Below are 25,836 nucleotides of genomic sequence, written 5' to 3'. Positions count from 1 at the left end.
ATGAAAATATCATTTCGAGAGGGTGGCACATCACAGAAGCCGGTGACCCCGGCTCAAGTCGAGATGAAGGGCCATCAGCGGAAGAAGGTCCCGGTGGGGAAGGCGATCCTGATCTGCGTGCTTGTTGTGGGAGGGCTCTTCATCGGTTATGCCCTGTATACACGAAACACCCTCTATACTTACGGCATTGTCTCTGGCGATACGGCCCCGGTTACGGCCTGGTTCCCTACGGAGATTCAGACAGTTTTTGTTGCCAAAGGGGCGGTGGTAAAAAAAGGGGAGGTTCTTTTTACCCAAGTCTCCACCGAAGGAGAGGCCCAGCTGAAAGCGGCCGAGGTCGCCCTTCATGGCAAGATGAGGCAATACGAGCTGATGGCAGGCGCCAGGCTGCCTGTGGCGGGAGAGGACACTGGTGAGGGTTCGGATGCCTTAACAAACGAACGTGAATTGCTGGACTTAAAGCAGCAGGGGACCGCCATCGCGCGTGACCGGTTAAGGTCCGAGGCGCGCTATGAACAGAGCCGCCTGAAGACCCTCTATGAGGCAAAAAAGGAGCGCCACGAAAATCTTCAAAAACTCTACCGCCTGGACGCGGCAACCCGGTCTCAGGTCACTGCGGCTGAAACCGAGAAAAAACTCCGGTACAATGAGTATCTCCTGGCCCGGGACCACTACAATCAGGTGTTAAAAGCAAACCGGATCGCCAAGGCCGAAGCGCAAAAAGAGGGCCGTAAACTCGAGTCTATCCTGCGTCGCGATTCCATTAAAACCCAAACCGATGTGCAAGTCCTTCTCTCCGAGATTGAGACAGCACGGGCGCACCTGAACCAATTGCAGACGAGATATGGGTCCGCCTCCTACAAAGCCCCTTTTGATGCCATTATCACAGACCTCAGGGTCACCAGCGGTTCTGTTTTAAACACCGGGGACACGATTTTAACGAGTGCCTCGTTGACCCATCTGTGGGCCGATGTCTATGTGGACGCGAGAGACGCCTCCCTGTTTACAAAAGAGAAAGAGATTCTCCTCTACAGCGAGGGGTCCAATCAGTCGGTTCCTGGAAAAATATCAACCCAGGGGACGGTGCAGCTCCGTGTCCCCCCCCTTTTAAGTGAGAAAATGCCGAATATCTCAAGCGCCGTCTATTTTCATGTCCTGTTCGAAAACAAGGGGCAGATGCTTCCCGGCAATATCGTGAAAGTTGTTGTTCGATAAAAGGGACGGTGTGCCCCGTTGGATTGGATCCACCGGCCTTTTTTTCCAGGCCTTGCTGATCAGGAAAAATCCAGTAGGTTGCCCTCAGGTTGGGCAGGAACCGGATGGTTTTGCCTGGCCCCACCATAGTCTATGTGGGGCATGGGTAAATTTTATCCCGCCTGGACGAGGTCGACAACAAAGGCCTCGGGGTTCAAAGCCAGCATGGCATCGAGTTCGTGTTCGGTGTTTTTTGAGGTGCTGAAAAAGAGGAAGGCGTACAGCGGAAAGGTTCGGTAATCCATTTTGCGCATGCAAAGGACAGAGCTGACCTGCTCGCTGAGTGTCTGGTAATCAAAGGCCTGATCTTTCGAAAGGGGGGTGGGGCGCTCAATCACCGCCATGGCATAGGTGTCGGTCCCGGCTTTTTCAAGCACCGCCTCCCAGTCGGGCTTTTTTTTGTTTGCGAAATAGTCATAGACGTTGATGCCGTAGGCGTACAAGGCGATATCCGTGGAGCACCACCCGGCAAAGCGCAGGGGGTTGACCTCGATGGGGCGGAGACGATTCTTATCGTCGATGCGGATCTCGGCGTGGATGGGGAGCCCTCTGAAATCACCGAGCTCGGAAAGATCGGTGAGAAAGCCTTCAATGGATGCCAGGCGTGATGTGATGATCTCGGCGGAGGTGAGGTAGAGCCGGTCGCTCATGTCCTGTTCTCCGCTGAACCGGTGTTTGAGGATGTTGAGCACCACCGGCCTGTTGTCATCGTCGAAATAGGCGTCCACCGCATACTCGTCCCCTTCGATGATGGACTCCACAATAAAAAAAGCGCTGCTGATCACCTCTTCGGGGAAGGCCTGGGCTGTCTCTTTGGTCTCTTGTAAAAGCTGGGCTCGGATTTTTTCCCATTCGGCTTCGGTGTTTACCCGGTGGACCCCCGCGCTGATGAATCCCACCATGGGCTTGATGATAAAGGGCGCGCCCACCTGCTCAAAGGTGAAGGCCTCAATGTCGGCTGCCGCGATTTTGAAAAAGGCAATGTCGGGAAACAGGGCCGCTGTCTTTTCCCGAAATTTGAATTTGTTCTTAAAGAGGTCTATCTTTCGGGCCAGCTCGGAGTCCGCCCCAAAGGTCTTGACGATCCAGCCGATGGCGTTTTCGCTGTTGCTGTAGAGCCAGCGGAAGTGATCGCGCTCCAGCTGCCTGGCGGCCTCGGCATCGGAGAGGTGGTTGGCCGTGTCAGACACGCAGGCCCGGGAGAATTCATTGCTTAAGAGCGGGGCCTGGGACTCAATGAGAAAGGATTCGGCCACATCGGAGATATACGGTTGATCAAAAATAAACATGATGTATTTCCAAGGTTAAAGATGTTTTTAGTGCTTGGTTTCTTTTTTTCTCGCTCCCAGGTTCTGCCTGGGAGTGTCGGGTGCAAGGCTCCGCCTTGCCGGGTTGGGGCGTGGCAAAAGGTGACCCCATTTCATCGGTTGCGGTGCGCTCGGACATGGAGGCAGAGCCTCCGGCAGAGCGTTACCAGGCGGAGCCTGGGAACGAGCGCCGTTGCATCGGGGTTTTTCCCGGGATCGCAGCGGTAATGATTGGAGCGCCGCACTCCGGTGCGGCTTTTCCACACTCCCAGGCTCTGTCTGGGAGTGTGGTGTGCAAGGCTTCGCCTTGCCGGGTTGGGGCGTAGTAAAAGGTGACCCCATTTCATCGGTTGCGGTGAACTCGACCATGGAGGCAGAGCCTCCGGCAGAACGTTACCAGGCGGAGCCTGGGAACGAGCGCCGTTGCATCGGGGTGGGGACCAGCATACGAACTCTGCTTTAAAAATGGCACACCTTGCCGCCGGAGGCTCTCTTTTAAGCCATCAAAGCGCGTTAAAGAATCACTATTGAGATTGACAAATTACACCACATGCCGCGTCAAGTAAATTTAAACGATTCAAACCCTGGGTTGAGGGACGCTAAACGATGTAACTATTCAGCTCATGCCACCCAATCGCCACACACCGATACGGCAGGGTCGATGAAGAAGGAAACCGTATAAAGGGTTTGTCCTTTGGTAACCGTGTCGATGTGAAATGTAGGGTGCGCCGTGCGCACCGCTTAACTGAATGGTTACTAAACGATATCGATTTTAACCGACGCAAGGTTTTTTTATTGTATTTGCATAGAGAAAAACATCAGCGCTGCGGCAAAACAGCTGAACATCATGCCGTTGGCTGTGGGCAAGCTTATGAAGAAAATGGGAGTATGAGATCAAGGTGTTTCAGGAGATGGCGCAGCAGGTTGTGGCGGCGTATATCTTGGCAGGCAAAAAGCAGAGCTTTTTTTGAGGGGGCCGGGGTATGGCATCATACCCCGGCTTTCTGGCAGAGAGATTATTCGAATTCAGCCAGTTCTTTTTCAAGTTTTTCCAGCATGGCAGCGCAACGCTTGCTCAGCTTCTTCTTGTAGTAAGCGCGTACGGGAAGAGCTGCTTTTTTGAAGGCCGCCTGCTGATCGGCAGTGAGGGTGACGACTTCGGTGTGTGCGGCAAGAATTTTTTCTGCTTTTGTATTGGCTTCTTTCTGGAGGTCGAAAGCGTAGTCTCGCATCTCAGCGACTGTTTCGGAGAGAATCGCCTGCAGATCTTTCGGCAGAGATTTGAAGAAACGGTCGTTCATGAACACGCCTTCAAGGTACATGATGTGGTTGGATTTAATGAGGTACTTCTGTACTTCGTACCATTTCATATCTACCAGCGCGGCCAGGGGGTTTTCCACGCCATCCACCATGTTCAGCTGAAGAGCGCTGTACACGTCGGTGTAGGAAACCGGAGTGGCGTTGGCATTGTAGGCTTCATAGTTTTTAATGATCAGAGGGGTGTCCATGGTGCGGAAGGGCAGACCTTTGAAGTCGGCAGGGCTGGTGATTTTTTTATCACTGAGCCAGTCACTTGCGCCCAGGGGCCACAGGTCCATCAGGCGCAGGCTCTTTTCTGCGTAAGCACCCGCGAGGTCCTTCTTCACAACCTGGCTCTGTCCCAGGAATTCATAGGCTTTTTTGACGCTGGAAGGCAGCAGGAAGTGCAGGGCAAACATCTGACCTTCAGGGACAATGGTAGAGACGTTACCGGGGCTGACGATGGCCATCTGGGTGGAACCGGTCAGCAGGTGTTCGACCAGGTCAACGCCCACACCGAGCTGTCCAACCTGAAAAATTTCAAACTTGATTCGACCCTCACTTTTTTCCGTCACCCGGCGGGCGAACTCTTTTGCGTATCGGTCGGGTACGGTGTCTGCGTATTCTTCGTGCGTGATTTTAAAGGTGTAAGATTTTTGTCTTGCAGATGCCGGTAATGCACAGGCACATACGATCATCAGGGCCAAACCAAAGGTACAAAACTTTTTCATCTCTCTCTCCTAAAGTAAAATGTGTGTTGTTTCAGTTGATGAATTAATTCATCAACCCTCCCAGGAATAATGAAATTTCGGGGAACGCAGAAATCAGAAAACAGGCAAACAGCAAGATGGCAATATAGGGTCCCTCGTTTCGAATTACCTCAAGGTACGGTTTGTCGAAGATGGCACAGCAGGTGAAAATGCTGGTCCCGAAGGGCGGCGTTCCAGAGCCGATCGCTACCTGCAGGGTGATCAAGACACCCAGGTGCACCAGGTCGATGCCGGCAGCATGGGCGATGGGTGCAAAAATGGGGGTAAGGATCAGGATAACCACAACGGCCTCTACAAACATGCAGCCGACGAAGAACACGAGGTTGACCGTCAGCAGGATAAGGAAGACAGAGGCCGACTCTCCAAGCAGACCCTGGGTCAGGATTTGCGGGATACGGTCGTAAGAGATGACCCAGGAGAAACTCTGGCCCACGGCAACAAGGACGAAGACGACCGTGGTCAGCACGCCGGTGGAAAGGCAAATATCATAGAGATCTTTAACCTTTACCGATTTGTAAATGACCATTTCCACAAAGGCGGCATACAGTACGCTGGCGGCAGCGGCTTCGGTGGGGCTGAAGATCCCGGAGTAGATCCCGCCCATGATGATGACGGGGAAACCGAAGGGCAGGATGCAGCGTTTGGTGGCTGCCAGGCGCTGTGCGGCGGACGCCTTGGGCAGACAGGGAATGTCATTTTTCTTTGCGTAGAACACGTTGTATGCAACGAACAGGGCAATAATCACGACGGCGGGCCCGATCCCTGCGATGAACAACTTGCCGATGGACGCGCCACTGGCAACGCCGTAGACGATCATTCCCAGGCTGGGCGGAATCAGATACGCCAGGTTACTGGAGTTAATGATCAGCGCCAACGCTTCGCTGTCGCTGTAGCCTCGATCCAGAAGTTTTTTTCGAACCGGGGTCCCGACGGCCACAACCGTTGCCTGGGTGGAACCGGAGACGGCCCCAAACAGTGCACAGGTGATGGAGGTTGTGGAGGCAAGGCCGCCGCTGCGGTGGCCCACCAGGCTTTCAACAAAATCGAGCAGACGCTCTGAGGTCTGCCCTTTGCTCATAATATCGGCCGCGAGAATGAACATGGGGATGGCCATGAGCACGGGTGCCTGGACGCCCAGCATCATTTGCTGGACGACGATAAAGGGCTGAACCATGGGCGTATACATGAGAACATACACAAGGGTGGAAAGAAGCATGGTCATCATCATGGGGAAGCCCATGAGCAGCAAGAGAAGCATTAAACCAAAAAGAATCAGCATTCTATTTTTCCCTCCTCGGGTTTTTCCGTACCAATGTAGAGACCAGGCTCTTTAATGTTGATGATGATATTCATCAGATATTGAATGGCACCAAGCCCGAAACCTACAGGAATAACAGCCGCGCGAATCCAGTCAGGTATTTCCAGAGCAGAGGTCACCTTGCCCAGCATTTGGGTGTATTCAATATAGTCGAGGGCGATGGAGCTTACGTAAACGTAGGTTGCCATGGTCACAAACGAGATGAAGATCGTCAGTAGCTTTTGCGCTTTGAGGGGGAGCGTATCAAAGATCGCCGTCATTCTGATATGGCGTCCCTTACGGGCGGCATAGCCTATGCCGCTGAATGTCACGAGAATAAGCAGCGAACCGCCAATCTCGTCTGCTGAAGCCATACTTTTCATAAACAGTTTGCGGGAGACGACATTGCAAATCAGGAGGGTGGCCATGAGCATTACGCCACTGGCCAGAATCCACTCCGTAATAAGTGCAATGAGGTCGTCAATTTTCCAAAAAAGTTTCATGCAATCTCCTCCTTACCCATGTCCCTCGGGTACCTTACTCATGTAATCTTTGCTATAAAAAAGACAGGTGATCCTGGGGCAAAAAACGCCAGGACTCTATCCTTTTAACAATTCTCCAAACCCTTCTATTTCAGGTTGTTTCCCAACAAGCGTCATTGCATGCCAGAACATCGCCTGAGTACTTGTGACAATGGGGATGCCGATTTCAGCCTCAAGTTCTTCAATGTGCTCAAGGGCACGTAAATTTGTGCAGGACATAAACAGTGCATCCGTGGGGGCCTGGGCCAAAATGCGCTTGGCGCCATCCAGCATCGAGTCAAACGACACCGTGGTAATGTCCGTATCTTTTTTTATGCGCAAGGCCCCGATGGTCGGCACCTCAAGTCCTTCTGCAATAAGCTGCTGATACAGCGGGTAGTTCACCTCTGTCGGATACGGTGAAAAGATAGAGACACGTTTCGCCTTTAAATGTTTGAAGGCGGCCATGGCTCCGGCCCACGGGTTTGTTGCGGGAAGTCCGGGATGATCCACGGTCAGCAAATCCCGAATCTTCTCATTGCCGATCACAATGGACGCCGAGGTGCAGCCGAAAGCCATGACATCCATGGGGAGCCCGGTGGCGATCAGGCTGGCAGATTGCGTGATGCCCTGGGAGATTTCCGCAAGCGCCTCTTGGGTCATGGAGCTTGAATAGTACACACGATTGCTGAAGATCATGGCCGAAGATCCCACCAGCATATTCAAATCTCTTTCAATGGAATGATCCGTTGAAAGCTGCACCAGCCCGATATGCACGATATCCGGACGGGGAGCCTTGGCGTGTTCCAGCAACAGTTCGCTTGTTTCATAATCAGACTGGCTAAGCATGTGATACGCTCTCTTGATTACACGTGTTTGAGTAGGTTATGCACATGGCGGCGTACATCATGGTCGCACGCAGCACTTGTTTTTTTATGACGTATTCATCGGGCACGTGGCATGCCGCAATCACACCCGGGCCGTAGCCGATCACAGGGATGTTGTGCTTGCCCATAATGGCGACACCGTTTGTGGAAAAGGGCCATGTGGTCAGCGTGGGAGACTGGTCGAAGAGTTGTTCGTAGGCCTCGACGGTGCTGCGGGTGACCACGTGGTCTTTTTCAATTTTCCAGGCGGGGAAGGTGCACTCTTTATGAGGCACAAGTCCTGTGTAGGAGGGTTCTTCAAAGGTAGGAAGCTCGACCTGCGCCTGCGCCGCAATCACGGAAGGCAGGTGTTTCACCTGTTCCAGTGCATACTGGGGAGATTCTCCCCAGGTAAGTCGTCGATCGATGAAAATTTCGCAATAATCAGCGACAGAGGAGCGAGACGGAGCACTTGAAAGCATTTCGGAGACAACGAGGGAGCCTTTTCCCAGGTCCTTGTCTTCAATCTCAAGGTTGTCGTTGAGTGCTTCCAGTTCAGTCACAATTTTTGCCATGGAGTAGATGGCGTTGTTCCCCATCTGCGGTGCGGAAGCATGAGCGCTTTTGCCGGTCACGGATACTTTAAGCTCCATGCGGCCTTTCTGGGCGAGAGAGATCAGGTCGTCACTGGGCTCTGCAATAATCACAAAGTCAGGAGACACCCCTTCTTTTTCGATCAGATATTCCCACGCCAGCCCTTCGCAAGGCTCTTCCTGGACCGTGGCGCAGGCCATGTAGGTAAACTGATCCGTTAGTTGCAAGTCCTGAACCACTTTTCCCGCATAGATCATGGACGCAATCGCCGCTTTCATATCCGAGGCGCCCCGACCGTAGAGGTGGTTGTCGTCCTGCTCACCGGAAAAGGGAGGGCGGGCCCATTGCTCCAAGTTGCCTGCACCGACGGTGTCCATGTGTCCGTCTGCGGCGATCAGGGTTTGACCGGTTCCCACGGAGCCGCGAACATTGCCCATATTGTCCACGATGACATCATGAAAGCCGAGTTGCTTCATCTTGGCTTCCACAAGGGTGGCAACACCCCTCTCGTTTCCGGAGCAGCTCTCGACCTGGATCAGTTCGCAGGCAAAATCATAGATGTCCTGAGCATAGTCTTGGGTGCGGGACACGATTTTTTTAAAGATATCAGACATCGCGATTCCTATTTTATAATAACCATGTGTTCAGCGGCTCGTTCTGACAGCCATTCGGCACCGTCTTCGGTGATCACGATGTTCTCCTCGTGCACCATCTCCTTGTTCGGGGCATAGGCCATGCCCGGCTCCAGGGTGATGACCATGCCGGGCTCCAGCACGGTATTGTCGGTGGCCGTGTTGGAAGGCCATTCCGTCAGCTGGCTGCCAAGTCCATGCCCGAGACGTCCCACTCCGTTGCCCAGGGCGCCGCCTTCTTCCATGATGCTCCACATGGCGTTGTAGATGTCTGTGGTGGTGGCACCGGGGCGGGCTGCGTTAAACCCGGCGCTTGTGGCGGCATAGACACAATCATAGGCGCGGCTGGTCTCCTCGCTGCAGTGTCCAAAGGCGAAGTTGCGGTCGAAGTCGTTGAAGTAGCCGTCGTAAACGGCGCCCACGTCGATAATCAGGACGTCGCCCTCTTCGATGACCCGGGCGGTAGGCCCCATGATGATGCTGTCGTAGCCGTCGGGACCGGAACCGGAGATGAGGTATTTGACGAACTCCGCGCCGCTGTTCAGCATATTGATTCGCATCTGCCGGCAGATCTCCTGCTCGGTCTGGCCAACCTTTGCATGGACGGGAAGCAGGTCAAACCCGTGGTTTGCGATCTCGCAGGCTTTTTTGATCTTGGCAATCTCTGCCGGGGACTTGATGGCACGCAGGTGGTGCATCTCATAAGCGATGTCGGTAAATTCTCTGCCAGTCACAAGGCCGGTGAGCTTCAGGTAATCCGCCGTGGGCATGCGCAGGTAAGACTCCAGGCCCAGGGTCGCGCCGATACGGCCGAAGCGTGTGGGCAGCGAGTTGATGACACCTGCGACCAGGGAGATGCCGTCGTCTTTGGGGTTGGGCGCGGACCAGGTGAGAACGGTGTCTATCCAGGTGTTGCGCATGCCGCTTTCGCCGATGCCGGGGATCACGGCAATGGGTTTTCCCTCTAAGGGGATGACCAGAAACCAGGGCCGGGTAGGGCTCTCCCAGAATTGAGTATAAAAACCGGTAAAGTAACGGACGTTGGCCTCGGTGGTGAGGAAGACGGCGTCCAACTTTTTCTCCCGCATGATTTTCTGCATGCGGGCGGTCCGTGTTTCAAACTCTTCAACGGTGAATCCAGATTCCAGTATGCTCATCTTTTTTATCCTACAAATCAATCAGATGGATTAGTTGTTTCGTCCGAACCACACCACGTCGCGGTAAGTCTCAGGCGAGGTATCTCCTTCGGTGTTGATGCAAAGGACCTTTGCGTCTTGATCAAGGCCCAGTTTTTCTCGTGCTTCCCGGCCCTCTTCCTCTTGCATGACCCACTGCAGGAAGCCGGTGGTGGCGGCACCTGATTCTCCGGAGATGACCTGGGGGTCGCCTTTCATGGGAGCGCCCAGGATTCGCATGCCTTTGGCGGCGATGTCGTCGGAGCAGGAGGCATAGGCCAGGGGGTAGTCGCGCAGCATTTCCCAGCTGGTGACGTTGGGCTCGCCACAGGCAAGGCCCGCCATGAGGGTGGCCAGGGAGCCGGTGACAGCGTGGGGGGTGCCATCGTTTTCGCAGGCGGAGACATAAAAGCAGTTGGCCGCCTCGGGCTCGACAATGATGAAGGTGGGAGCGTCTTTTCCGAACACGGACATGAAAAATCCCAGCATCGCTCCGGCAAAGCAGCCAACCCCGGCCTGAAGGAGGACGTGGGTGGGGCGATTAACCCCCATGGCCTGCATCTGTTCCAGGGCTTCAAGGGCCAGGGTGGTGTACCCCTGCATGATGGTTGTGGGGATCTCTTCGTAGCCTTCCCAGGAGGTGTCCTGGACGGTGAGCCACCCATTTTTCTGGGCTTCGTCCCAGGCCATGCGGACGCAGTCGTCGTAGTACAGCTCGGAGATGGTGCAGTCAGCACCGTGGGCCCTGATGTTATCCCGACGGATGGGGTCAGACCCTTTGGGCATGTAGATGATCGCTTTCTGGTCAAACTGTTCCGCGGCCCAGGCGAGTCCCCGGCCGTGGTTGCCGTCGGTGGTGGAGGCAAAGGTGATGTCGCCCACGGCCTCGCGCGCTTCTGCGGAGCGCAGCTCGTTACAACTGACCTCGTCGATGCTTTTTCCCAGTTTGTCGGCAAGGAGCTTGCCCACGGCGTACGAACCGCCCAGGACCTTAAAGGCGTTTAAGTCAAAGCGATAGGATTCGTCTTTGACCAGGATTTCCCCCAAACCAAGGTGGTCGGCGAGGTGGCTCAGCCGTGCAAGGGGGGTGGGGGCATACGTGTCAAAGGTGCAGTGAAACCTGCGCACCTTTTCAGCGATTTCCCGGCTTAATATTGAGACATCCGCACCCGTTTCGGGAGTTTTTCGGCTCTCATTGAATTTAATATCGACTTTCGACAACGTGATTCTCCTTTTTGGTAAACTCATTGTGAACGTAACGGAGACGTTGCAGAGAGTGTGCCAAAAAAACCAATTTTATAAAACCGCATATTATCAGCACGTTGATCTAAAATGAAGGCCGAGGAGGAGAGTGAAGCTCTTTCGCAATACGAGAATAATTCTCATACTGCGAAAAAAGGCGGGGCAAGTCGAAAATATGCCTATTTTTCAATCTTTCGGTAGAGCGTCGCCAGGCTGACCCCCAGGGCCTTGGCCGCTTGTTTTTTGCCTTTGGTGGAGTCCCCGTAATAGGCCAGGGCACGCAGGATCGCCTGCTTTTCAAGAGTACTCAAGGGGAGTATGGGCTGTTGCGGGTCGGGGTCTGGATTCGGCTTTGAGTGAAAATTCTCATTTTGCAAAAAACCGGTGTGGAGGGTGGCTTCATTGATCACGCCCTGCTCCGAGACCATGTTGACGAGATATTCGATGGTGTTCTCCAGCTCACGAATGTTTCCCGGCCAGTCATAGTCCCTTAATTTTTGGACGATGGTTGCGGGCAGGGAGAACCATTGTTTTCCGAACAGCGTGCAATACTTGGTGATGAAGTGGTCCACGAGCAGGTCCAGGTCACCGGGGCGCTGGCGCAAGGGAGGCGTGTGAAGGGGGATGACGTTGAGGCGGTAATAGAGGTCGCTTCGAAACATGTTTTGCGCCATCAAGTCCTGGAGGTTGTCATTGCAGGCCGCGATGACGCGGATATCGACAGATACCGGGCGGCTCGCGCCGAGGCGTGTAATGGTCCGTTCTTGCAGGACACGCAGGAGCTTGACCTGCAGATAAAGGGGCATGGAGCCAATCTCGTCCAGGAAGAGCACCCCGCCTTCCGCCAGCTCAAATTTGCCGATCTGTCCCTTGCTCAAGGCTCCGGTAAAGGCCCCGCCCACATAGCCGAAGAGCTCACTTTCCAGAAGGGTCTCGGGGATGGCACCGCAGTTGATGGCGATAAAGGGGGCGTTTGCCCGGTCGCCGATGGTGTGGATGGCCCGGGCCACAAGCTCTTTGCCGGTTCCGCTTTCTCCGGTGATCAGCACCGAGGAGCGGGTGTTGCCGGTGGCCGTGATCTGTTCTTTCAGCCGGAGGAGGAGCGGGGACTGGCCGATGATGTTGTCCAGGCTGCTGTCGAAGCTTGGGGCAGAACCCCCCTGGGGGGCGTGGGAAATCACCGACTGGATGGTGTCAAAGACAAATATTTCCGAGAAGCGACTGGTTGTGGAGTGGGGTTTGGCATAGTTGCCGACAATGAGCTGCTGCCGACCCTCCTGTTCGACGGTGTATTCGTTGAGGTCAGAAAAGGTACAACCCGTCGGGGTGATGCTAAAATTCTCAAATTGCGAAGGGAGGGTCTTGTGTAAGATCTCTTTGGCGCGCTCGTTGTGATAGACAATTTTTCCCTTGGCGTCATAGATCAGGGTTCCCTTGTCGTTGGTGTTGACCACCTGGCTCATGATATCCAGCAGGTCGCTGATGTCTTCAAATTCTTGCCTCTCATTGACGCGTGCCGCGATGCTGATGGCAAGGAGGGAAAGAAAATTTAAATAGATGGCCCGCTGGCTCAGGACCCGCTCTCGGGCTTCCTGGGAAAAACAGATCAGGTCGATGGCTCCAAAGGTGGTTTTGCCGTCCGAGATGGGGGCGCAGATCGACAGGAGCTCATGGCAGTCGGCTTTGGTCTGGCAGCCTTTGCAGATTTCGTTCTCGCGGGGGTTGACGATGAATAGGGGCTTGCTCCCCTTCAGGGTCGTCTTGAGAAGGTTCCCCGCGCTTATGATGCTTTTCCCAATTCCTTTGGCGCATCTTCCCGTCCCGGCAATTCGGATCAGGTTGGTGTCGACCACATCCACGTCAAGCCCCGTCACCGTGGAGATGGTTTCGGCGTAATACTGGATTTGTTCCTGAAGTTTTAAAAGCATACCACGGGTTCCTTTTTTCAGCTGGGTCAGGGGGCTTAGCCCTGTTTTTTGCCTGGATGATGAACGCTATTTTCCAGGAAAGGCGTTAAGAATCACAATATTATCGCGTATCTGTCAAGGGGGAACATTGGTAACTTTTCTGCGTGGTGGTTTAGTTTTGCCATGGTGACGGGGGTGCCTATCCCCCCGTCCCAGCCACTCACTCCGAATCTGTCCCCGGCGTGGCCTTGCAGGAGGTCGACCGAAAGATCATAATGTCTGTCCGGGGAGGTCATGATTGACGGGACAAGGCAAGCATCTCAGGGGGCGTGTGTTGTAAAAACAGATGAAAAGAGCACAGGACCATGCGGACGCACGCGGTTGCCGGGGAAAAATTATTCATTCTTCTTGTTGTCCCCCCGTCTTTTTTGTATGAGTCAGGGCAAAACAGCCATCGACTGATTTGCGGTCTTTGAGGACAGCGGATTGTGTGAAGAGTGGTCCAGAGGATGGATAAAGCAAGAGGCTCCCGTTGAGGGTATTCACTCCCAGGGTCTTTTACATCCTTATTATAATTAAGTGAGGTGCCTCTGTGGCCCTTTAAGGAGCAACCCCATGGCGTTACCCTGGAAGACTTTAGATCGCTTTACCACCGATAACGAAACCCTGGAGCTCCGCCAGAGGGGCGAACGGGATTTTATTATCACCATTGGCTCCCAGGTTCTTATGAACAGCATGGCCCAACGTTCGGAGATGGCCCTGGGGACCCTCGGGTGCAAGGGCCTTGAAAACCATCCGGCCCCCCGGGTTTTGGTGGGCGGCCTGGGCATGGGCTGCACCCTTCGGGCGGTGCTGGATGCCCTTCCTGCCACCGCCGAGGTGGTGGTGGCAGAACTCAGCGAACAGATGGTCACCTGGTGCAAGGGACCTTTGGCATCGCTTACCCACGGCGCTGTCTCCGATCCCAGGGTGACCGTGGTCCTGGGAGATGTCGCCAGGCTGATCAGCAAAACGGCCAGGGAGAAAAACACCCCAGGCTTTGACGCCATGATCCTTGATCTTTACCGCGGCCCCCATCCAAAAACCGATAAGGTCAACGATCCCTTTTACGGCAGCAGGGCCATCGCAAACGCCCACAAGGCCCTCAGGCCAGGCGGCACCCTTGCGGTGTGGGGCGAAACCTATGACGAGGCGTTTTCAAAGCGCATGACCCAGGGCGGCTTTGCCACCACCTGTGAGCGACCGGGCAAGGGCGGGTATCGTCATGCGGTGTTTTTGGGGAAGAAGAAAGGGTAGGCTCCAATTAAGCCTATTCGTCATATCAGAAACTTGTATCCGTAATGACAGTTCTTCGCAGTCATATTTTCAGTCGTTTCAAAAATGCAACATGTAATCCACGGTATTCTGTCTGATTTTCTCACCCTTCGGGCGGGCCGGGTGCACTCATCTGCCGCGTTATCAGAGCTTTGAGGTAAACCACTACATCTTCAGCTCTGATGCCTTGCATATGAGCACACCTAACTCGTGAAATATCCGGGTTAGCTGGGCGATAGATAAAATTGAATAGATCTTGCTTAAAGAGACAAGGCTGTTGAGCCGAAAAGTATTTATAGTGTTTTATTAAAAGACGTGGAGAGTTCAAGGGCGTGTGATTGAAAATTGTTTTTTTGGACACCAGCACTTTGAACCTCAAATAGTGTAAACTGAATTAATTGCAAGGAGAATTAGGATGCTGAAGCGATTAGGGGTAGCGGTTGGAGTGGTTGTATGTTGCGCATTTGTCATGGTTGGGTGCACGAGTGCTCCCGTTGCCAAGACCAGTAATTTGCCCGCGTGGGTGTTGATGCCCCCTGAAGGCGGGATCAGCGCCGTGGGTTCAGCCAAAGTAGGACCTGCCGGGATGGGGTTTGCCCGCATTGAAGCCTCCTCCAATGCCCGCGATGAGATTGCGCGTACCTTGAACGTTAAAGTGAAAAACATGATCAAAAATTTCACCGAGACCAATGGCGTGGGCGATGACACCACCGTGGACAAGGTATTCACCAATGTGTCTAAGCAGGTCGCATCGGTGGATCTCTCTGGAACCCAGGTGAAGAACGCGTTTATGGATAACGCGAATCAGGAGCTCTATCTTCTGGTTGCGCTTCAGCCTGAAGTGGTCGCCAATGTAGCTCAGACCACGAAAAAAGCCGTGGTCACCAGCTTTAAAAATGACAAGGCCCTCTGGCAGAAATTTCAGGCCAAAAAGGCCGGGGAAGAGCTGGACAAAGAGATCGAAAAAGAGTTTGGCGGGATGTAAGTGATTTTGAAAAAAGAGTGATACGCAACCAGAGGGTGGGCTCGATGTGATCGAGACGGCTCGGGTTGTTTTTTTAAGATTGAAGTGGGGGGGCTTGTGCCTCCCCATTTTTTTTGGAAAAAAGGGCCTCTATAGGCAGTCACTGAACAGTTACTCCAAAATTTTTTTCAGCACCTGCGGAAAGTCTGTGATGAGGGTGGTGACACCGGCTTCGATAAAGGCCTTCATGCGCTCGGGGTCGTTCACCGTCCACAGGTTAACGCTTTTTCCTTTGGCGACGATGGCGCGGAGCTGGTCCGGGGTGATGAGCGCCTGGTTGGCATTGTAGGTGTCATATCTGAGGTTGCCCCAGTTGTTTTCGGGTTCTCCGCTGTCGCCGATGAGGGCCTGGATGATGAACTCGGGGGATTTTTCTTTAATCTCATCGAGGAGGCGGTGATCGAAGGAGGAGAAGAATACTTTTTCCGGGGCGATGCCGCTCTTTTTTACGGCTTTCAGGGTTTCATCCACCACGGGAAAGCCCACGGCAGAGCCCAAAAGGGTTTTGATCTCAAGATTCACGGGCCACTCTTTGGCGACGGTCAAGGCAAGCCCTTCTTCGAGGGTGGGGATTTTTTCGCCTTTAAAGCGTTCGAGCTCATCTTTTGAAATAGTGCCTGCTTTGATCTGGCCGAAGGGGTCGGTGTTTACAAACCAGGAACCGGCATCGAGCTGGCGGAGTTCTTCCAGGCTGAAGTCAGAAATGGCGTAGGAGTCGCGACCCGGAAACCGGGTCAGGGCGTCGGTGGTGCGCGCCAGGGTGTCGTCGTGGAAGAGAACCAGGCAACCGTCCCGGGTGACGGAGATATCGGTCTCCCAGAGGTGGGCGCCCACCTCGAAGCCTTTTTGGATGGCGGCCAGGGTGTTCTCGGGCGCAAGGCTCCGGGCGCCGCGGTGGGCTGAGTTGAAAACCATGATGTATTTATCCTTTGTGATCTAATGATTTAAAATCTGCTCCAGGAATTGCCGGGTGCGTTCTTCTTTGGGATGTTCGAAGAACTCTTTGGCGGTGGAGTATTCCACGATATTTCCGGCATCCATGAAGACCATGGTGTCTGCCACCTCTTTGGCAAAGCCCATCTCGTGGGTGACGCAGACCATGGTCATGCCCTGGTCGGCGAGCTCGCGCATGACGTCTAAGACCTCTTTGATCATCTCGGGGTCCAGGGCGCTTGTGGGTTCATCAAAGAGCATGATTTTGGGGTCCATGGCAAGGGCTCTTGCGATGGCCACGCGCTGCTGCTGACCGCCTGAGAGCTGGCCGGGGAATTTGTCGGCCTGGTCGGCGATCCCCACGCGATCCAGCAGGTCCATGGCCCGTTTTTCGGCCTTTGCTTTGGCGCTCTTTTTAACCCAGATCGGGGCGAGCATTACGTTGGTTTTGACGGTTAAGTGAGGAAAGAGGTTGAACTGCTGGAAGACCATGCCCACGTCGCGCTGGATTTTCTGGATGCGCTTGACGTCATCGACGAGCTTGACCCCGTCGACGATGATATCGCCCTCTTCATGGGTCTCCAGGTAGTTGATGGCTCGGATGAGGGTGGATTTCCCGGACCCCGAGGGACCGCACACCACGACTTTTTCCCCTTTGCGTACGTTCAGGTTGATATCTTTGAGGACGTGGAACTTTCCGTACCACTTGTTGACCCCTTTGATCTCAATGATGATGTTTTCGTCTGTTGTTTCATGGCTCATGGTGCTGAGTCCTTTATTTGTTATCAACCGCGTAGCGTTTTTCCAGGTGCTGGCTGTATCGCGACAGCCCATAGCACATGAACCAGTAGAAGATGGCCACAAAGACGTAAGCCTCTTCGATGTGACCCAGCCATTTCGGGTTGGCGGTGGCGGCGAAGACCACCTGCAGGAGATCCACAAGGCCTACGATACCCACCAGGGAGGTGTCCTTTAAAATGCCGATAAAAGAGTTTACCATGGGGGGGATGACGATGCGAAGGGCCTGGGGCAGGACGATGAGGAGCATCCGCTGCCAGTAGCCCATGCCCAGAGCCCGGGCCGCCTCTTCCTGGCCCTTGGGAAGGGCCTGGAGGCCCCCCCGGATGTTTTCGGCAAGGTAGGCCGAGAAGAAGAGGGTGATGCCGATCTGGGCACGCAGGAGTTTATCGATCTCCATCTCCGGGGGAAAGAAGAGGGGGAGGACCACCGAGGCCATGAAGAGCAGGGTGATCAGGGGGACGCCCCGGATCAGCTCGATATAGGCCACGCAGATGGCGCGAATTACCGGAATGTCGCTGGCCCGTCCCAGGGCGAGGCAGAGGCTGATGGGAAAGGCGAAGAGCATGCCGACGGCCGCGAACATGACGGTCAACATCAGGCCGCCCCAGTGGGAGGTGGAGACCTGGGTGAGACCGGTGATGGAGCCGCCCCGGATGAGGAAAAAGATCACCGCAGGGGTCAGCGCCCAGAGAACCCAGATGGGTTTCCATTGCCGCACTTTTTTAAAAATCAGGGAGAGGGCGAGGAGGATCACCACCCCGAGGACGATCACGATGCGCCATCGCTCCTCATGGGGATAGGTTCCCACCATGAAGATGGGCCACATGTCCCGGATAAAGGCCCAGCAGGCGCCGTCATGACCGCTGGGGCAGACGGTTCCGAAGGAGGCGTTTTTGATGCCCCAGACATAGAGGGGGTGAAGCAGTCCATAGAGGATCAGACAGGCAAGCACCGTTAAAATGGCGTTGTACCAGGGACTCAAAAGGTTTTCGGTGACCCAGGCGAGGGGACCTGTGTCGGCGTTGGGCGGCAGGCGGGTCTCCCCGGGTGTGTGTGTGTCAGAAGGGTGCATTAGCGTTCCACCAGCTTGATTTTTGCGTTGTACCAGTTCATGCCCATGGAGATCACACGGCTGAGGAGGAGGTAGACCCCCATCCAGATACCGATGACCTCAATGGCCTGGCCCGTCTGGTTGAGGATGGTGCCACCCACGCTGACCAGGTCCGGATAGCCAATGGCGACGGCCAGGGAGCTGTTTTTGGTGACGGCCAGGTACTCGTTGATCATGGGGGGGACGATCACCCTTAAGGATTGGGGCAGGATAATCAGTTTCATGGACTCTGTTTTGGAAAAGGAGAGGGCGTAGGCCGCTTCCCGTTGTCCCCGGGAGACCGATTCGATGCCGGAGCGGATGATCTCGGCGTTAAAGGCTGAGACGTAGATGGTCAGCCCCGTGACCAGCGCCACGAATTCCGGGGTGAGGGTCATGCCTCCCTTGAAGTTGAACCCGGCAAGGTGGGGTATGTCGAAAGAAAAGGGCGTCCCGAAGCAGGCCATGGAGAGGGCCGGCAGCGCGATGAAACATCCGAGGGAGGGCAGCATCCTGGGGAGCTGTTGGCCCGTGCTGTCCTGGCGTCTCTTGACGTAGCGAAGATAAAACCAGATAGCCGTCAAGGCGATGACCACCGCCGCGACGAAGGGTGCACCGCCCGCCAGAAAGATGGGTCTCGGGACAAAGAGCCCGCGGTTGTTGATGCTGATGATGCCCCAGAGTTCGATGCTTTTTCGCACGCTGGGCAGGCCCTGAAAGACGATGAAGTACCAGAAGAAGAGCTGCATCAAAAGGGGGATGTTCCGGTTGATCTCCACGTACCAGCGGGCCAGCCTGCTTAAGAGCCAGTTGGGCGAGAGGCGGGCCAGCGCCACAAAAAGACCCAGAATGGTGGAGAGGACGCAGGCGACAATCGAGACCTTTAAGGTGTTGGCCAGGCCGGTGGCCAGGGCCGCGATGTAGTTGGAGGACTCCGAGTAGTGAAGGGTCGGAATATCTCCAGGGAAGAACCAGAGTACCGCACCGGGCAGACCGATGAGAAGGGTGGCAGCAAGAAGGCACAAGGGGGTGCTGTCGCTGAGCTCTTGTCCCTCTTTTTTCATCTTTCTGGAGAGAAAAAATATCACGCCCCCCCCCAGAACGACGGCAGCGATCAGCCAGAGGGTTTTGCCTTGAAGCAGGGGCATCGCTCCTGTCTCTCCGATGGCAAAGCCCGCCTCGTTGGTGAGAAAGGAGAAACCGGTTTTAATCCCGCGCTTGGCCAGGTTGGCCAGGGTGTTTTTGTAGATGATGAGCGCCATCACCACAAGAAAGCCGATGGCCAGGGCCTGATAAAGGATGGCCCGAATCGCGGGAACGCGCCAGAAGGCGACCTTTTCTCTCTGGGGGCCGGTGTCTGTGTGGATCATGTGAAAAAGCCTTTGGTTATGACTGTTCAGCTGAATAATGTCTCTGACGGCTCTGTCGGGGGCCAACTTTTTGCAAATTTGATGAGCTGGGTTTGACACACCGGTCTCAATCGGAGCCCGTAAAAAAATGTCGCGAAGGTTTTTATCCCGAGGCCTGCGGGTGCGCCTTCACAACCGGCGGGGCGGGGATTGTTCCCTGCCCTCCGGAGTGGGCCCGGTTCATGTCAACCCGTGAATTGGCACTGACGCACCGGCAGCTCATGCCCTTGCGACAGCCGTTGCCATCCCTCAGCCGTCATGCGAATGCGGAAGCGAGGTACCCGGAGTACCCGCCGCCGAAGAGCATTCGCAAAACCGCTTTCAAGGTGGCGCCACCTTGCCGCCGGAGGCGTGTTTGTCTTACCTGAACGGGGGTGCGTAGAGGATGCCGCCGTTGTTCCAGAGGTTGTTGAGGCCACGGGGCATGCCCAGAGGCGTGTCAGGGCCGAGGTTGCGGTTGAAGATTTCGTTGTAGTTGCCCACTTTCTGGAGGACGCGGATGGGAGCGTCTTTGTCGAGGCCCAGATCGGTCCAGAGGGTCCCTGTGACACCCAGCATGCGCTGGACTTCCGGATCTTTGGATGTCTTGGCGATCTCGGCCACGTTGGCCTGGGTGATGCCTTTTTCATCGGCCGTCACGGTCAGGTTGACCACCCAGCGGGCGATGTCGGTCCACTGGTTGTCGCCGTGGCGGGTCACGAGGCCCAGGGGCTCTTTGGAGATCATCTCGGGGAGGATCATGTGCTCGGCGGGATTGGTCATGAGGCTGCGCTGGGCGGCCAGGCCAGAGACGTCGGTGGTGTGGCAGTCGCAGCGGTTGGCGTCGTAAGCTTTACGAACGTCGGCCTGCTTTTCGAAAACCACGGGCTTGAATTTCATGCCGTTCTGACGGAAGTAGTCGGAGATGTTGAGCTCGGTGGTGCTGCCGGTGGCAAGGCAAATGGAGGCACCGTCCAGCTCTTTGGCACTTTTTATGCCCAGCTCTTTGCGCACCATGATGCCCTGGCCGTCATAGAGAATGATGGCGGCAAAATCGAGGCCAAGGCGGGTATCTCGGCTCATGGTCATGGTGGTGGTTTTGAAGAGAAGGTCGATCTCCCCGGATTGCAGGGCGGGAAGGCGTTCTTTGGAGGTGAGGGGAACGAATTTGGGCTCGACTCCAACGGCTGTGGCCACCGCCGTGGTGAAATCGACGCCGAAGCCTAAGCGCAGGCCCTTGCTGTCGACGGCTGAAAATCCGGGATTGTCGGGGGCCACGCCGCACTTGAGAAAGCCTTTGGCCTTCACGTCATTCAGGGTGGAGGCGGAGGCCGGTCCGGCCAGTAGCGCCGCCATGCAGAGAGATAGGATGGAGACCGAAAGTAATTTTTTCATGAGCGTCAAACTCCTCAAAAGATGGTTTGTAAAACAGGTTCCGAAGAACCCCCCTTTCCTGTTGTCTGATGTCAGAATGGAGAGACAAGACAGATCAATAGAGAAAAAATGACATGGATATAAGTCGGGTTATTTTCATAAGTGAAAATCCCCTTATGAGCCAATAGCACCGGATTCGTTGCCTGTCTACGTTTTTTAACGCGTTAGAAAATTCATGGATGGATGACTTGGAGGTGCCCTTTACAGGTTAACTATACAGGGATAAAGGCATTGGCGTTCTTTTGCTTAGAAGGTTAAAAAGAGCGGTTCGAAAGCGGGGACGCAGAGAGGAGGGAAAGCGAGAGAAACCTGTTGTGGGTGAGGCGAACCTTTTATCTGTGAACGATGTAAATTTATGTAACGCAGGTTCTCCTTTGCTTGACAGGAGGCTAAACCTTACGTTAACGTAATGTTTAGCCTCGTCCTGAGGTGGCCTGCTGGGGCGTTTATTTGCAGGCGCTATTACCGATCCATTCGGGCGATCTGGCTGTACACCTTACAGAGCGTTGTCTTTTTGTAACTATTCAGCTCATGAAAAGCAGCCTCCGGCGGCAAGGTGTGCCACCTTGAAAGCTGCTTGCGAATGCGTTTTGTCCCCATGTCACGACGTAGCCGCAGGCGAAGACGGATCGCTTGTCGCGCCGTAGCCCATTGACGTCGGTCGAATGGTGACCCAAAAACATGGGCGTAGGCGGATTCCTCGGGCCAAATCACATCCGCATTTGGGTCGATGTAAAGCTGAAATATATATTTAAGACCTGTTTGTTAAACTTTTCAAAAGTTTAGCCCCCGGCAGGGCCACCGGAGGCTTAAGCTGAATAGTTACGTCTTTTTTCACCCGGACCGCCGAGGCGGCCCCCTCATCATTGACGTTTGGATGCTTTACCGGAGGGCGTATGAAAATTCTGTCCATTGATCCCGGTTCCACATCGACGAAAATCGGGGTGTTTATTCATGGGGCCTGCCTGTCGCATCGACGCCAGGCGCTTCACCCGCTATCAGCTAAGGGCGGCCAGGCCATCTCGCCTTTTTCCGAGGATCCGATGGCAAAGGGCGAGATGATTCGCGTGGGCGTGGACCACGACCGGCAACTCATCGGCCTGTTTCGTGGGATCCATGAGCAGGAGGATATGCGGTTTGCCTGCATCATGGGGGAGCTGGAAAAACAGGGGTTGGGCAAGGCGCGGTTTGATGCCGTGGTGGGGCGTGGTGGCCTGATCCGCCCTGTCTCCGGCGGGGTCTACAAGGTGTGCGACGCCCTCCTTTCCGATCTTAAAATCGGGGTCAGCGGCAGCCATGCGTCCAATCTTGGCGGGATTCTCGCCCGCCGTTTTGCCGCCTCCTCAGGCTGCGAGGCTTTTATCGTTGATCCCGTGGTGGTGGACGAGCTCGACGAGGTCGCTCGTCTCTCCGGCCTTGCCGGGATTGAGCGCCAGAGCATCTTTCACGCCCTCAATCAGAAGGCCGTGGCCCGCAAGGTCTCGGGGGTGCTGGGAATCCCCTATCAGGACGCCCGTTTGATCGTGGTTCATATGGGCGGTGGCATCACCGTGGGGGCCCATAAAAGAGGGAGGGTGGTGGACGTCAACAATGGCCTCAATGGGGATGGCCCCTATGCGGCGGAACGGTCCGGCTCCCTTCCCGTGGCGGGCATCCTCCGTGTTCTCAAAGAGGGCCGGTATACCCCGGAGTCTCTTTTGCGCGTTGTGAGTGGTGAAGGCGGGATCTTCTCCTACCTTGGGATTGTGGATCTCCGGGAGGTGGAGCGGCGCATGGACGACGGGGACGCTGAGGCGTCTCTGGCCTGGACGGGCATGGTTTATCAGATCGCCAAGGAGGTCGGGAGCCTTGCCGCCGCCCTTGACGGAAAGGTCGACGCCATTGTCCTCACCGGTGGCATGGCCCACAGCGCCCGCATCGTGAAAGCCATCATGAAAAAGACGGCGTTTATCGCAAAGGGGGTCGCCGTCCCCGGAGAATTCGAACTCGAAGCCTTGACGGATGGTGCCTTGCGTGTTCTGACAGGTAGGGAGAAGGCGAAAAGGTATGGGGAATAGTGAGTGGTGAGTGGTGAGTGGTGAGTGGTGAGTGGTGGACAGCCCGTAGGGTGCGGCTCCCGCACCGTTCAACGTCACGCAAACCGCCGGCCCCGTCTCAAAACTTATCACAAAATGCGGCGTTGCAGGTTTGTCGGATGTTAAGCGGTGCGCACGGTGCACCCTACATTTCACGGCCTTGGTCACCGTTCGGGCCATAGCCATGTAAAAACGGGTGTTGGGAAACAAAACGGCGATAGGCGATAGTCCATCGGCTATGGGCAATAGGTAATCGGCTGAGGAGTCTCTTCGCTTTGGCTGTTGGATTCTGAATGACCGAAACGATGATCAAGGCCCATTTCACATCGACACGGTTACCAAAGGACAGACCCTTTATACGGTTTCCTTCTTCACCGACCCTGCCGTATCGGTGTGTGGCGATTGGGTGGCATGAGCTGAATAGTTACAACAGGAAGAACGTTCTTGGTTCTTCATTTAATGAATTCGCTTCGCTGATGCCGATTATGGCGTTGACTCCGTTGGAACGAAGGTTGAGAGCATTCGCACCCTGCTTTCAAGGTGGCACACCTTGCCGCCGGAGGCATGTTTTTTATTAAAAATCAGGATGGGCGAGATGGGTATAGGGAAGCATCTGAGGCGGTACATGGAGCGGGAAGGGGTTTCCGAGGCGGAGGTGATGGAGCTTCTCGGACTTGATGCGGTTCGGTTTGACGAACTTGCAGAGGACGCCTTTTCATTGGGGGTATCGGATCTGCTCAAGCTGGCCACGCTGTTGAAAACGGACATTCCGGCCCTTTTGCACGGTAAGGAGTACCGGGAGCGGAAGGCGATCAAGACCTCGGTTGCCGATCGAGTGGTGGTGAGAAACCAGCGGACCCTGGACTACGAGAGCCTGGCGCCTTCTTATGTCGGGCGCAAGATGGAGCCCTTTCTGGTGACCATTTACCGGCGGAACGACGCCGATGTGGAGATCAGTCGCCACGACGGCGAGGAGTTTTTGTTTATTACGCAGGGGACCTTGAAGATTGTGGTGGACGGTGAGTCCCATCTTTTGAATGAGGGGGACAGCTTTTATTTTGACTCCAGCCTTCCCCACTCGGTGAATGCCGTGACGGAAAAGGTGGCACTGGTCTCTTCTATTTATAAAGGAGAGTCCATGGTCCACCGGACCCGGGGCCGCCGTATGAAGGCGATTATCGAAGCGGCCAAGCTCCTCTCCCGACGCAACATTGTGGTGATCTCTCCCGATAAGACCGCCCTTTCTGCCATCAACCTCGCCATCGAAGAGGAGATCATCGACAAGGCCTACCTGGTGGGCAAAAGGGCGTGGATCGACGAGCGGTGCGAGGGCGAGCTGCGGTTTCCTGCGGCGTATGAGTACGTGGAGGTGACGGCGGAAGGCGATGCCTTTGAACCGGCGGCAGCACGGGCCGGGGTGGCCATTATCCGAAAAGGCCTCGGGCACATGATCATGAAGGGGAAGGTAAACTCCAACGCTTTTTTAAAGGCCATCCTGAACCGCAGCGAAGGCATCGGCACCGGTCGCAGGCTTTCGCTTGTGGGGATTTTTGAAGTCCCTGGTGTGGATCGCCTGCTCATGCTCACCGACCCCGGCATCAACCCTGAACTCTTTGTCGGCGATGACGTGGCCAGCGGCGTGGATATTGTCCGCAACGCCATTGATGTGGCCAAGTCCCTCGGCGTGGCCAGGCCCAAGGTGGCCCTTTTGGATGCCAACGAGGTTCCCACCGACAGTATTCCGACCACCGTGTTTGAGCGAAACCTCTCGGAGATGGCCTGGGAAGACGCCGACGTGGTCGGCCCCCTCTCCTACGACCTCGCCCTCTATGAGTCCTTCGTCAAAGCCAAAGGCATCACCGGCGATCCCGTGGCCGGGAAGGCGGATATTCTCGTTGTGCCCTATATCGCCACCGGTAATATCCTCTACAAAAGCTGGGCTTTTACCATGGGCGCCGAAGTGGCCAATGTGGTGCTGGGGGCCTCGGCCCCCATTATTATGACCTCCCGCTCCGACTCCGATATTGTCAAGTTCCTCACCATTTGCGCCTCGGCCCTTTACTCCAACTGGCTGGAGGGGGAGAAGGATCGCAGATAAACAGCCGGGGGCTTGTGCTGCTGACGGGTCCACAGCCACTCAGATGTGGATTTTAACTGAAATCATTCAGGCGCAGAGAGTGCCTCTGTATCCTCTGCTTGTCAGCCTTATTGACCGGGCCGGTGGATACGGGGTATAGCAGGGGCAATGCCCTGGTTCATAAACCCTTTGCCCTGCCGGAGAGAAAACGAGATGCCTCGCACCACCCCTGTGATATATCGCGAAATCAGAGACCGTCTGGGAACGGAAATTTCCCACACACCCGCCCACACACGGATTCGATCGCGCCGGGATCTGATGCAGACGTACCGGGTGAGCCGGACCACCATCGATCGGGCCATCTCTGAGCTGATCGGTCAGGGGGCGCTTTATTCGAAAAACGGCTCCGGAACCTATGTGGCAGAGAAGGCATCCACGCCTCTTCCGGGCGGAACCCTGCAATCCCTGGGGCTGCTGCTGCCGGATATCCGCAGCTATACCTACCCGGGCATTCTTCGGGGTATCGAGCATGTGAGCTTTGATCGGCGCGTGAACCTGATCGTGGGCAATATCGAAAATCGCGCCTCCCGCCAGACCCATTATCTGCGAAATTTTGTGGACAGCGGGGTGAGCGGGGTGATTATCGTCCCGGCCCGGCCCAATCCCGAAGAAGACCTGGAAGGACAGCTCTTTTCCATGCTGCGGGAGCTTCAGGCCCGGGATATCCCCTTTGTGTTCTGCAACCGCAATACCCTCGGCATTGAAGCCCCCCAGGTGGTGAGCAATGACTTCCACGGGGGCTTTCTGGCCACCCGGCATCTTTTGGAACAGGGGTA

At 55.3% G+C, this 25,836-nt stretch carries 20 protein-coding genes; 6 read left to right on the top strand and 14 right to left on the bottom strand.

Annotated features, from left to right (window positions below; all coding sequences use genetic code 11):
• Positions 1–1,215, top strand: a complete 1,215-nt coding sequence (locus Q1Q75_RS17635; RefSeq protein ID WP_300673308.1) for an HlyD family efflux transporter periplasmic adaptor subunit — start codon at positions 1–3, stop codon at positions 1,213–1,215.
• Positions 1,216–1,367: 152 nt separating this feature from the next.
• Here the strand turns inward: Q1Q75_RS17635 and Q1Q75_RS17630 are convergent, their stop codons facing one another.
• The 9 genes from Q1Q75_RS17630 to Q1Q75_RS17590 all read right to left on the bottom strand — a co-directional run bounded on the left by Q1Q75_RS17630 (position 1,368) and on the right by Q1Q75_RS17590 (position 12,885).
• Positions 1,368–2,543: an ATP-grasp domain-containing protein gene (locus Q1Q75_RS17630; RefSeq protein ID WP_300673306.1), complete on the bottom strand. Its 1,176-nt coding sequence runs from the start codon at positions 2,541–2,543 to the stop codon at positions 1,368–1,370.
• A gap of 1,034 nt (positions 2,544–3,577) precedes the next feature.
• On the bottom strand, positions 3,578–4,591 hold the full coding sequence (gene dctP, locus Q1Q75_RS17625) for a TRAP transporter substrate-binding protein DctP (protein ID WP_300673303.1): 1,014 nt from the start codon (positions 4,589–4,591) through the stop codon (positions 3,578–3,580).
• Between the two features lie 43 nt (positions 4,592–4,634).
• On the bottom strand, positions 4,635–5,909 hold the full coding sequence (locus tag Q1Q75_RS17620; RefSeq protein WP_300673301.1) for a TRAP transporter large permease: 1,275 nt from the start codon (positions 5,907–5,909) through the stop codon (positions 4,635–4,637).
• Positions 5,903–6,430, bottom strand: coding sequence for a TRAP transporter small permease (locus tag Q1Q75_RS17615; protein ID WP_300673298.1), 528 nt, complete (start codon positions 6,428–6,430; stop codon positions 5,903–5,905). Before Q1Q75_RS17615 ends, Q1Q75_RS17620 begins: the two co-directional genes overlap by 7 nt.
• Before the next feature lie 96 nt (positions 6,431–6,526).
• Entirely contained in the window at positions 6,527–7,297 is a 771-nt protein-coding gene (locus Q1Q75_RS17610; RefSeq protein ID WP_300673296.1) for an aspartate/glutamate racemase family protein, read from the bottom strand.
• Positions 7,290–8,522, bottom strand: coding sequence for a YgeY family selenium metabolism-linked hydrolase (locus tag Q1Q75_RS17605; protein ID WP_300673293.1), 1,233 nt, complete (start codon positions 8,520–8,522; stop codon positions 7,290–7,292). The genes Q1Q75_RS17610 and Q1Q75_RS17605 overlap by 8 nt, the downstream gene beginning before the upstream one ends.
• Before the next feature lie 8 nt (positions 8,523–8,530).
• On the bottom strand, positions 8,531–9,697 hold the full coding sequence (locus Q1Q75_RS17600; protein WP_300673291.1) for a Xaa-Pro peptidase family protein: 1,167 nt from the start codon (positions 9,695–9,697) through the stop codon (positions 8,531–8,533).
• A gap of 30 nt (positions 9,698–9,727) precedes the next feature.
• A complete protein-coding gene (dpaL, locus tag Q1Q75_RS17595) occupies positions 9,728–10,936 on the bottom strand; it encodes a diaminopropionate ammonia-lyase (protein ID WP_300673289.1) in 1,209 nt (402 codons plus the stop codon).
• 200 nt (positions 10,937–11,136) lie between these two features.
• Positions 11,137–12,885: a sigma 54-interacting transcriptional regulator gene (locus Q1Q75_RS17590; RefSeq protein ID WP_300673287.1), complete on the bottom strand. Its 1,749-nt coding sequence runs from the start codon at positions 12,883–12,885 to the stop codon at positions 11,137–11,139.
• 594 nt (positions 12,886–13,479) lie between these two features.
• Here Q1Q75_RS17590 and Q1Q75_RS17585 point away from each other — a divergent pair.
• Both Q1Q75_RS17585 and Q1Q75_RS17580 read left to right on the top strand, forming a co-directional pair.
• Entirely contained in the window at positions 13,480–14,160 is a 681-nt protein-coding gene (locus Q1Q75_RS17585) for a spermidine synthase (RefSeq protein ID WP_300673284.1), read from the top strand.
• A gap of 547 nt (positions 14,161–14,707) precedes the next feature.
• Positions 14,708–15,163 (top strand): LPP20 family lipoprotein, encoded by a 456-nt coding sequence (locus tag Q1Q75_RS17580; protein WP_300673281.1) that lies wholly within the window; start codon positions 14,708–14,710, stop codon positions 15,161–15,163.
• 150 nt (positions 15,164–15,313) lie between these two features.
• On the opposite strand, the gene Q1Q75_RS17575 is transcribed toward Q1Q75_RS17580, so the two are convergent.
• The 5 genes from Q1Q75_RS17575 to Q1Q75_RS17555 form a co-directional block, all read right to left on the bottom strand.
• The gene (locus tag Q1Q75_RS17575) at positions 15,314–16,117 is read right to left on the bottom strand and encodes a glycerophosphodiester phosphodiesterase family protein (RefSeq protein ID WP_300673279.1); all 804 of its coding nucleotides are present in this window, start codon (positions 16,115–16,117) and stop codon (positions 15,314–15,316) included.
• A 21-nt stretch (positions 16,118–16,138) separates the two neighbouring features.
• Entirely contained in the window at positions 16,139–16,897 is a 759-nt protein-coding gene (locus tag Q1Q75_RS17570; RefSeq protein WP_300673277.1) for an amino acid ABC transporter ATP-binding protein, read from the bottom strand.
• Positions 16,898–16,910: 13 nt separating this feature from the next.
• Entirely contained in the window at positions 16,911–18,008 is a 1,098-nt protein-coding gene (locus Q1Q75_RS17565; protein WP_300673275.1) for an amino acid ABC transporter permease, read from the bottom strand.
• Positions 18,008–19,396: an ABC transporter permease subunit gene (locus Q1Q75_RS17560; RefSeq protein WP_300673273.1), complete on the bottom strand. Its 1,389-nt coding sequence runs from the start codon at positions 19,394–19,396 to the stop codon at positions 18,008–18,010. Before Q1Q75_RS17560 ends, Q1Q75_RS17565 begins: the two co-directional genes overlap by 1 nt.
• 399 nt (positions 19,397–19,795) lie before the next feature.
• Positions 19,796–20,809, bottom strand: a complete 1,014-nt coding sequence (locus Q1Q75_RS17555; RefSeq protein WP_300673271.1) for an amino acid ABC transporter substrate-binding protein — start codon at positions 20,807–20,809, stop codon at positions 19,796–19,798.
• Between the two features lie 935 nt (positions 20,810–21,744).
• Between Q1Q75_RS17555 and buk the strand changes: the two genes are divergently transcribed.
• The 3 genes from buk to Q1Q75_RS17540 form a co-directional block, all read left to right on the top strand.
• On the top strand, positions 21,745–22,905 hold the full coding sequence (gene buk, locus Q1Q75_RS17550) for a butyrate kinase (protein WP_300673269.1): 1,161 nt from the start codon (positions 21,745–21,747) through the stop codon (positions 22,903–22,905).
• Between the two features lie 613 nt (positions 22,906–23,518).
• A complete protein-coding gene (locus Q1Q75_RS17545; protein WP_300673267.1) occupies positions 23,519–25,021 on the top strand; it encodes a phosphate acyltransferase in 1,503 nt (500 codons plus the stop codon).
• A gap of 192 nt (positions 25,022–25,213) precedes the next feature.
• On the top strand, positions 25,214–25,836 hold a 623-nt coding region (locus Q1Q75_RS17540), incomplete at its 3' end, for a GntR family transcriptional regulator (RefSeq protein WP_300673265.1).

It is taken from the genome of Desulfoluna sp. (assembly GCF_030145185.1).
In the GTDB taxonomy this organism is placed as follows: Bacteria; Desulfobacterota; Desulfobacteria; order Desulfobacterales; family Desulfolunaceae; genus Desulfoluna.
Note: the sequence above shows the minus strand (reverse complement) of the source record. Positions and strands in the feature narration are given on the sequence as shown.

Coding starts and splice junctions, on each gene's coding strand:
- Q1Q75_RS17560 (WP_300673273.1), bottom strand. CDS start 19,396: ATGATCCACACAGACACCGGCCCCCAGAGAGAAAAGGTCGCCTTCTGG.
- Q1Q75_RS17555 (WP_300673271.1), bottom strand. CDS start 20,809: ATGAAAAAATTACTTTCGGTCTCCATCCTATCTCTCTGCATGGCGGCG.
- Q1Q75_RS17635 (WP_300673308.1), top strand. CDS start 1: ATGAAAATATCATTTCGAGAGGGTGGCACATCACAGAAGCCGGTGACC.
- Q1Q75_RS17565 (WP_300673275.1), bottom strand. CDS start 18,008: ATGCACCCTTCTGACACACACACACCCGGGGAGACCCGCCTGCCGCCC.
- Q1Q75_RS17580 (WP_300673281.1), top strand. CDS start 14,708: ATGCCCCCTGAAGGCGGGATCAGCGCCGTGGGTTCAGCCAAAGTAGGA.
- Q1Q75_RS17600 (WP_300673291.1), bottom strand. CDS start 9,697: ATGAGCATACTGGAATCTGGATTCACCGTTGAAGAGTTTGAAACACGG.
- Q1Q75_RS17630 (WP_300673306.1), bottom strand. CDS start 2,543: ATGTTTATTTTTGATCAACCGTATATCTCCGATGTGGCCGAATCCTTT.
- Q1Q75_RS17590 (WP_300673287.1), bottom strand. CDS start 12,885: ATGCTTTTAAAACTTCAGGAACAAATCCAGTATTACGCCGAAACCATC.
- Q1Q75_RS17545 (WP_300673267.1), top strand. CDS start 23,519: ATGGGTATAGGGAAGCATCTGAGGCGGTACATGGAGCGGGAAGGGGTT.
- Q1Q75_RS17620 (WP_300673301.1), bottom strand. CDS start 5,909: ATGCTGATTCTTTTTGGTTTAATGCTTCTCTTGCTGCTCATGGGCTTC.
- Q1Q75_RS17610 (WP_300673296.1), bottom strand. CDS start 7,297: ATGCTTAGCCAGTCTGATTATGAAACAAGCGAACTGTTGCTGGAACAC.
- buk (WP_300673269.1), top strand. CDS start 21,745: ATGAAAATTCTGTCCATTGATCCCGGTTCCACATCGACGAAAATCGGG.
- Q1Q75_RS17585 (WP_300673284.1), top strand. CDS start 13,480: ATGGCGTTACCCTGGAAGACTTTAGATCGCTTTACCACCGATAACGAA.
- Q1Q75_RS17615 (WP_300673298.1), bottom strand. CDS start 6,430: ATGAAACTTTTTTGGAAAATTGACGACCTCATTGCACTTATTACGGAG.
- Q1Q75_RS17575 (WP_300673279.1), bottom strand. CDS start 16,117: ATGGTTTTCAACTCAGCCCACCGCGGCGCCCGGAGCCTTGCGCCCGAG.
- Q1Q75_RS17570 (WP_300673277.1), bottom strand. CDS start 16,897: ATGAGCCATGAAACAACAGACGAAAACATCATCATTGAGATCAAAGGG.
- dctP (WP_300673303.1), bottom strand. CDS start 4,591: ATGAAAAAGTTTTGTACCTTTGGTTTGGCCCTGATGATCGTATGTGCC.
- Q1Q75_RS17605 (WP_300673293.1), bottom strand. CDS start 8,522: ATGTCTGATATCTTTAAAAAAATCGTGTCCCGCACCCAAGACTATGCT.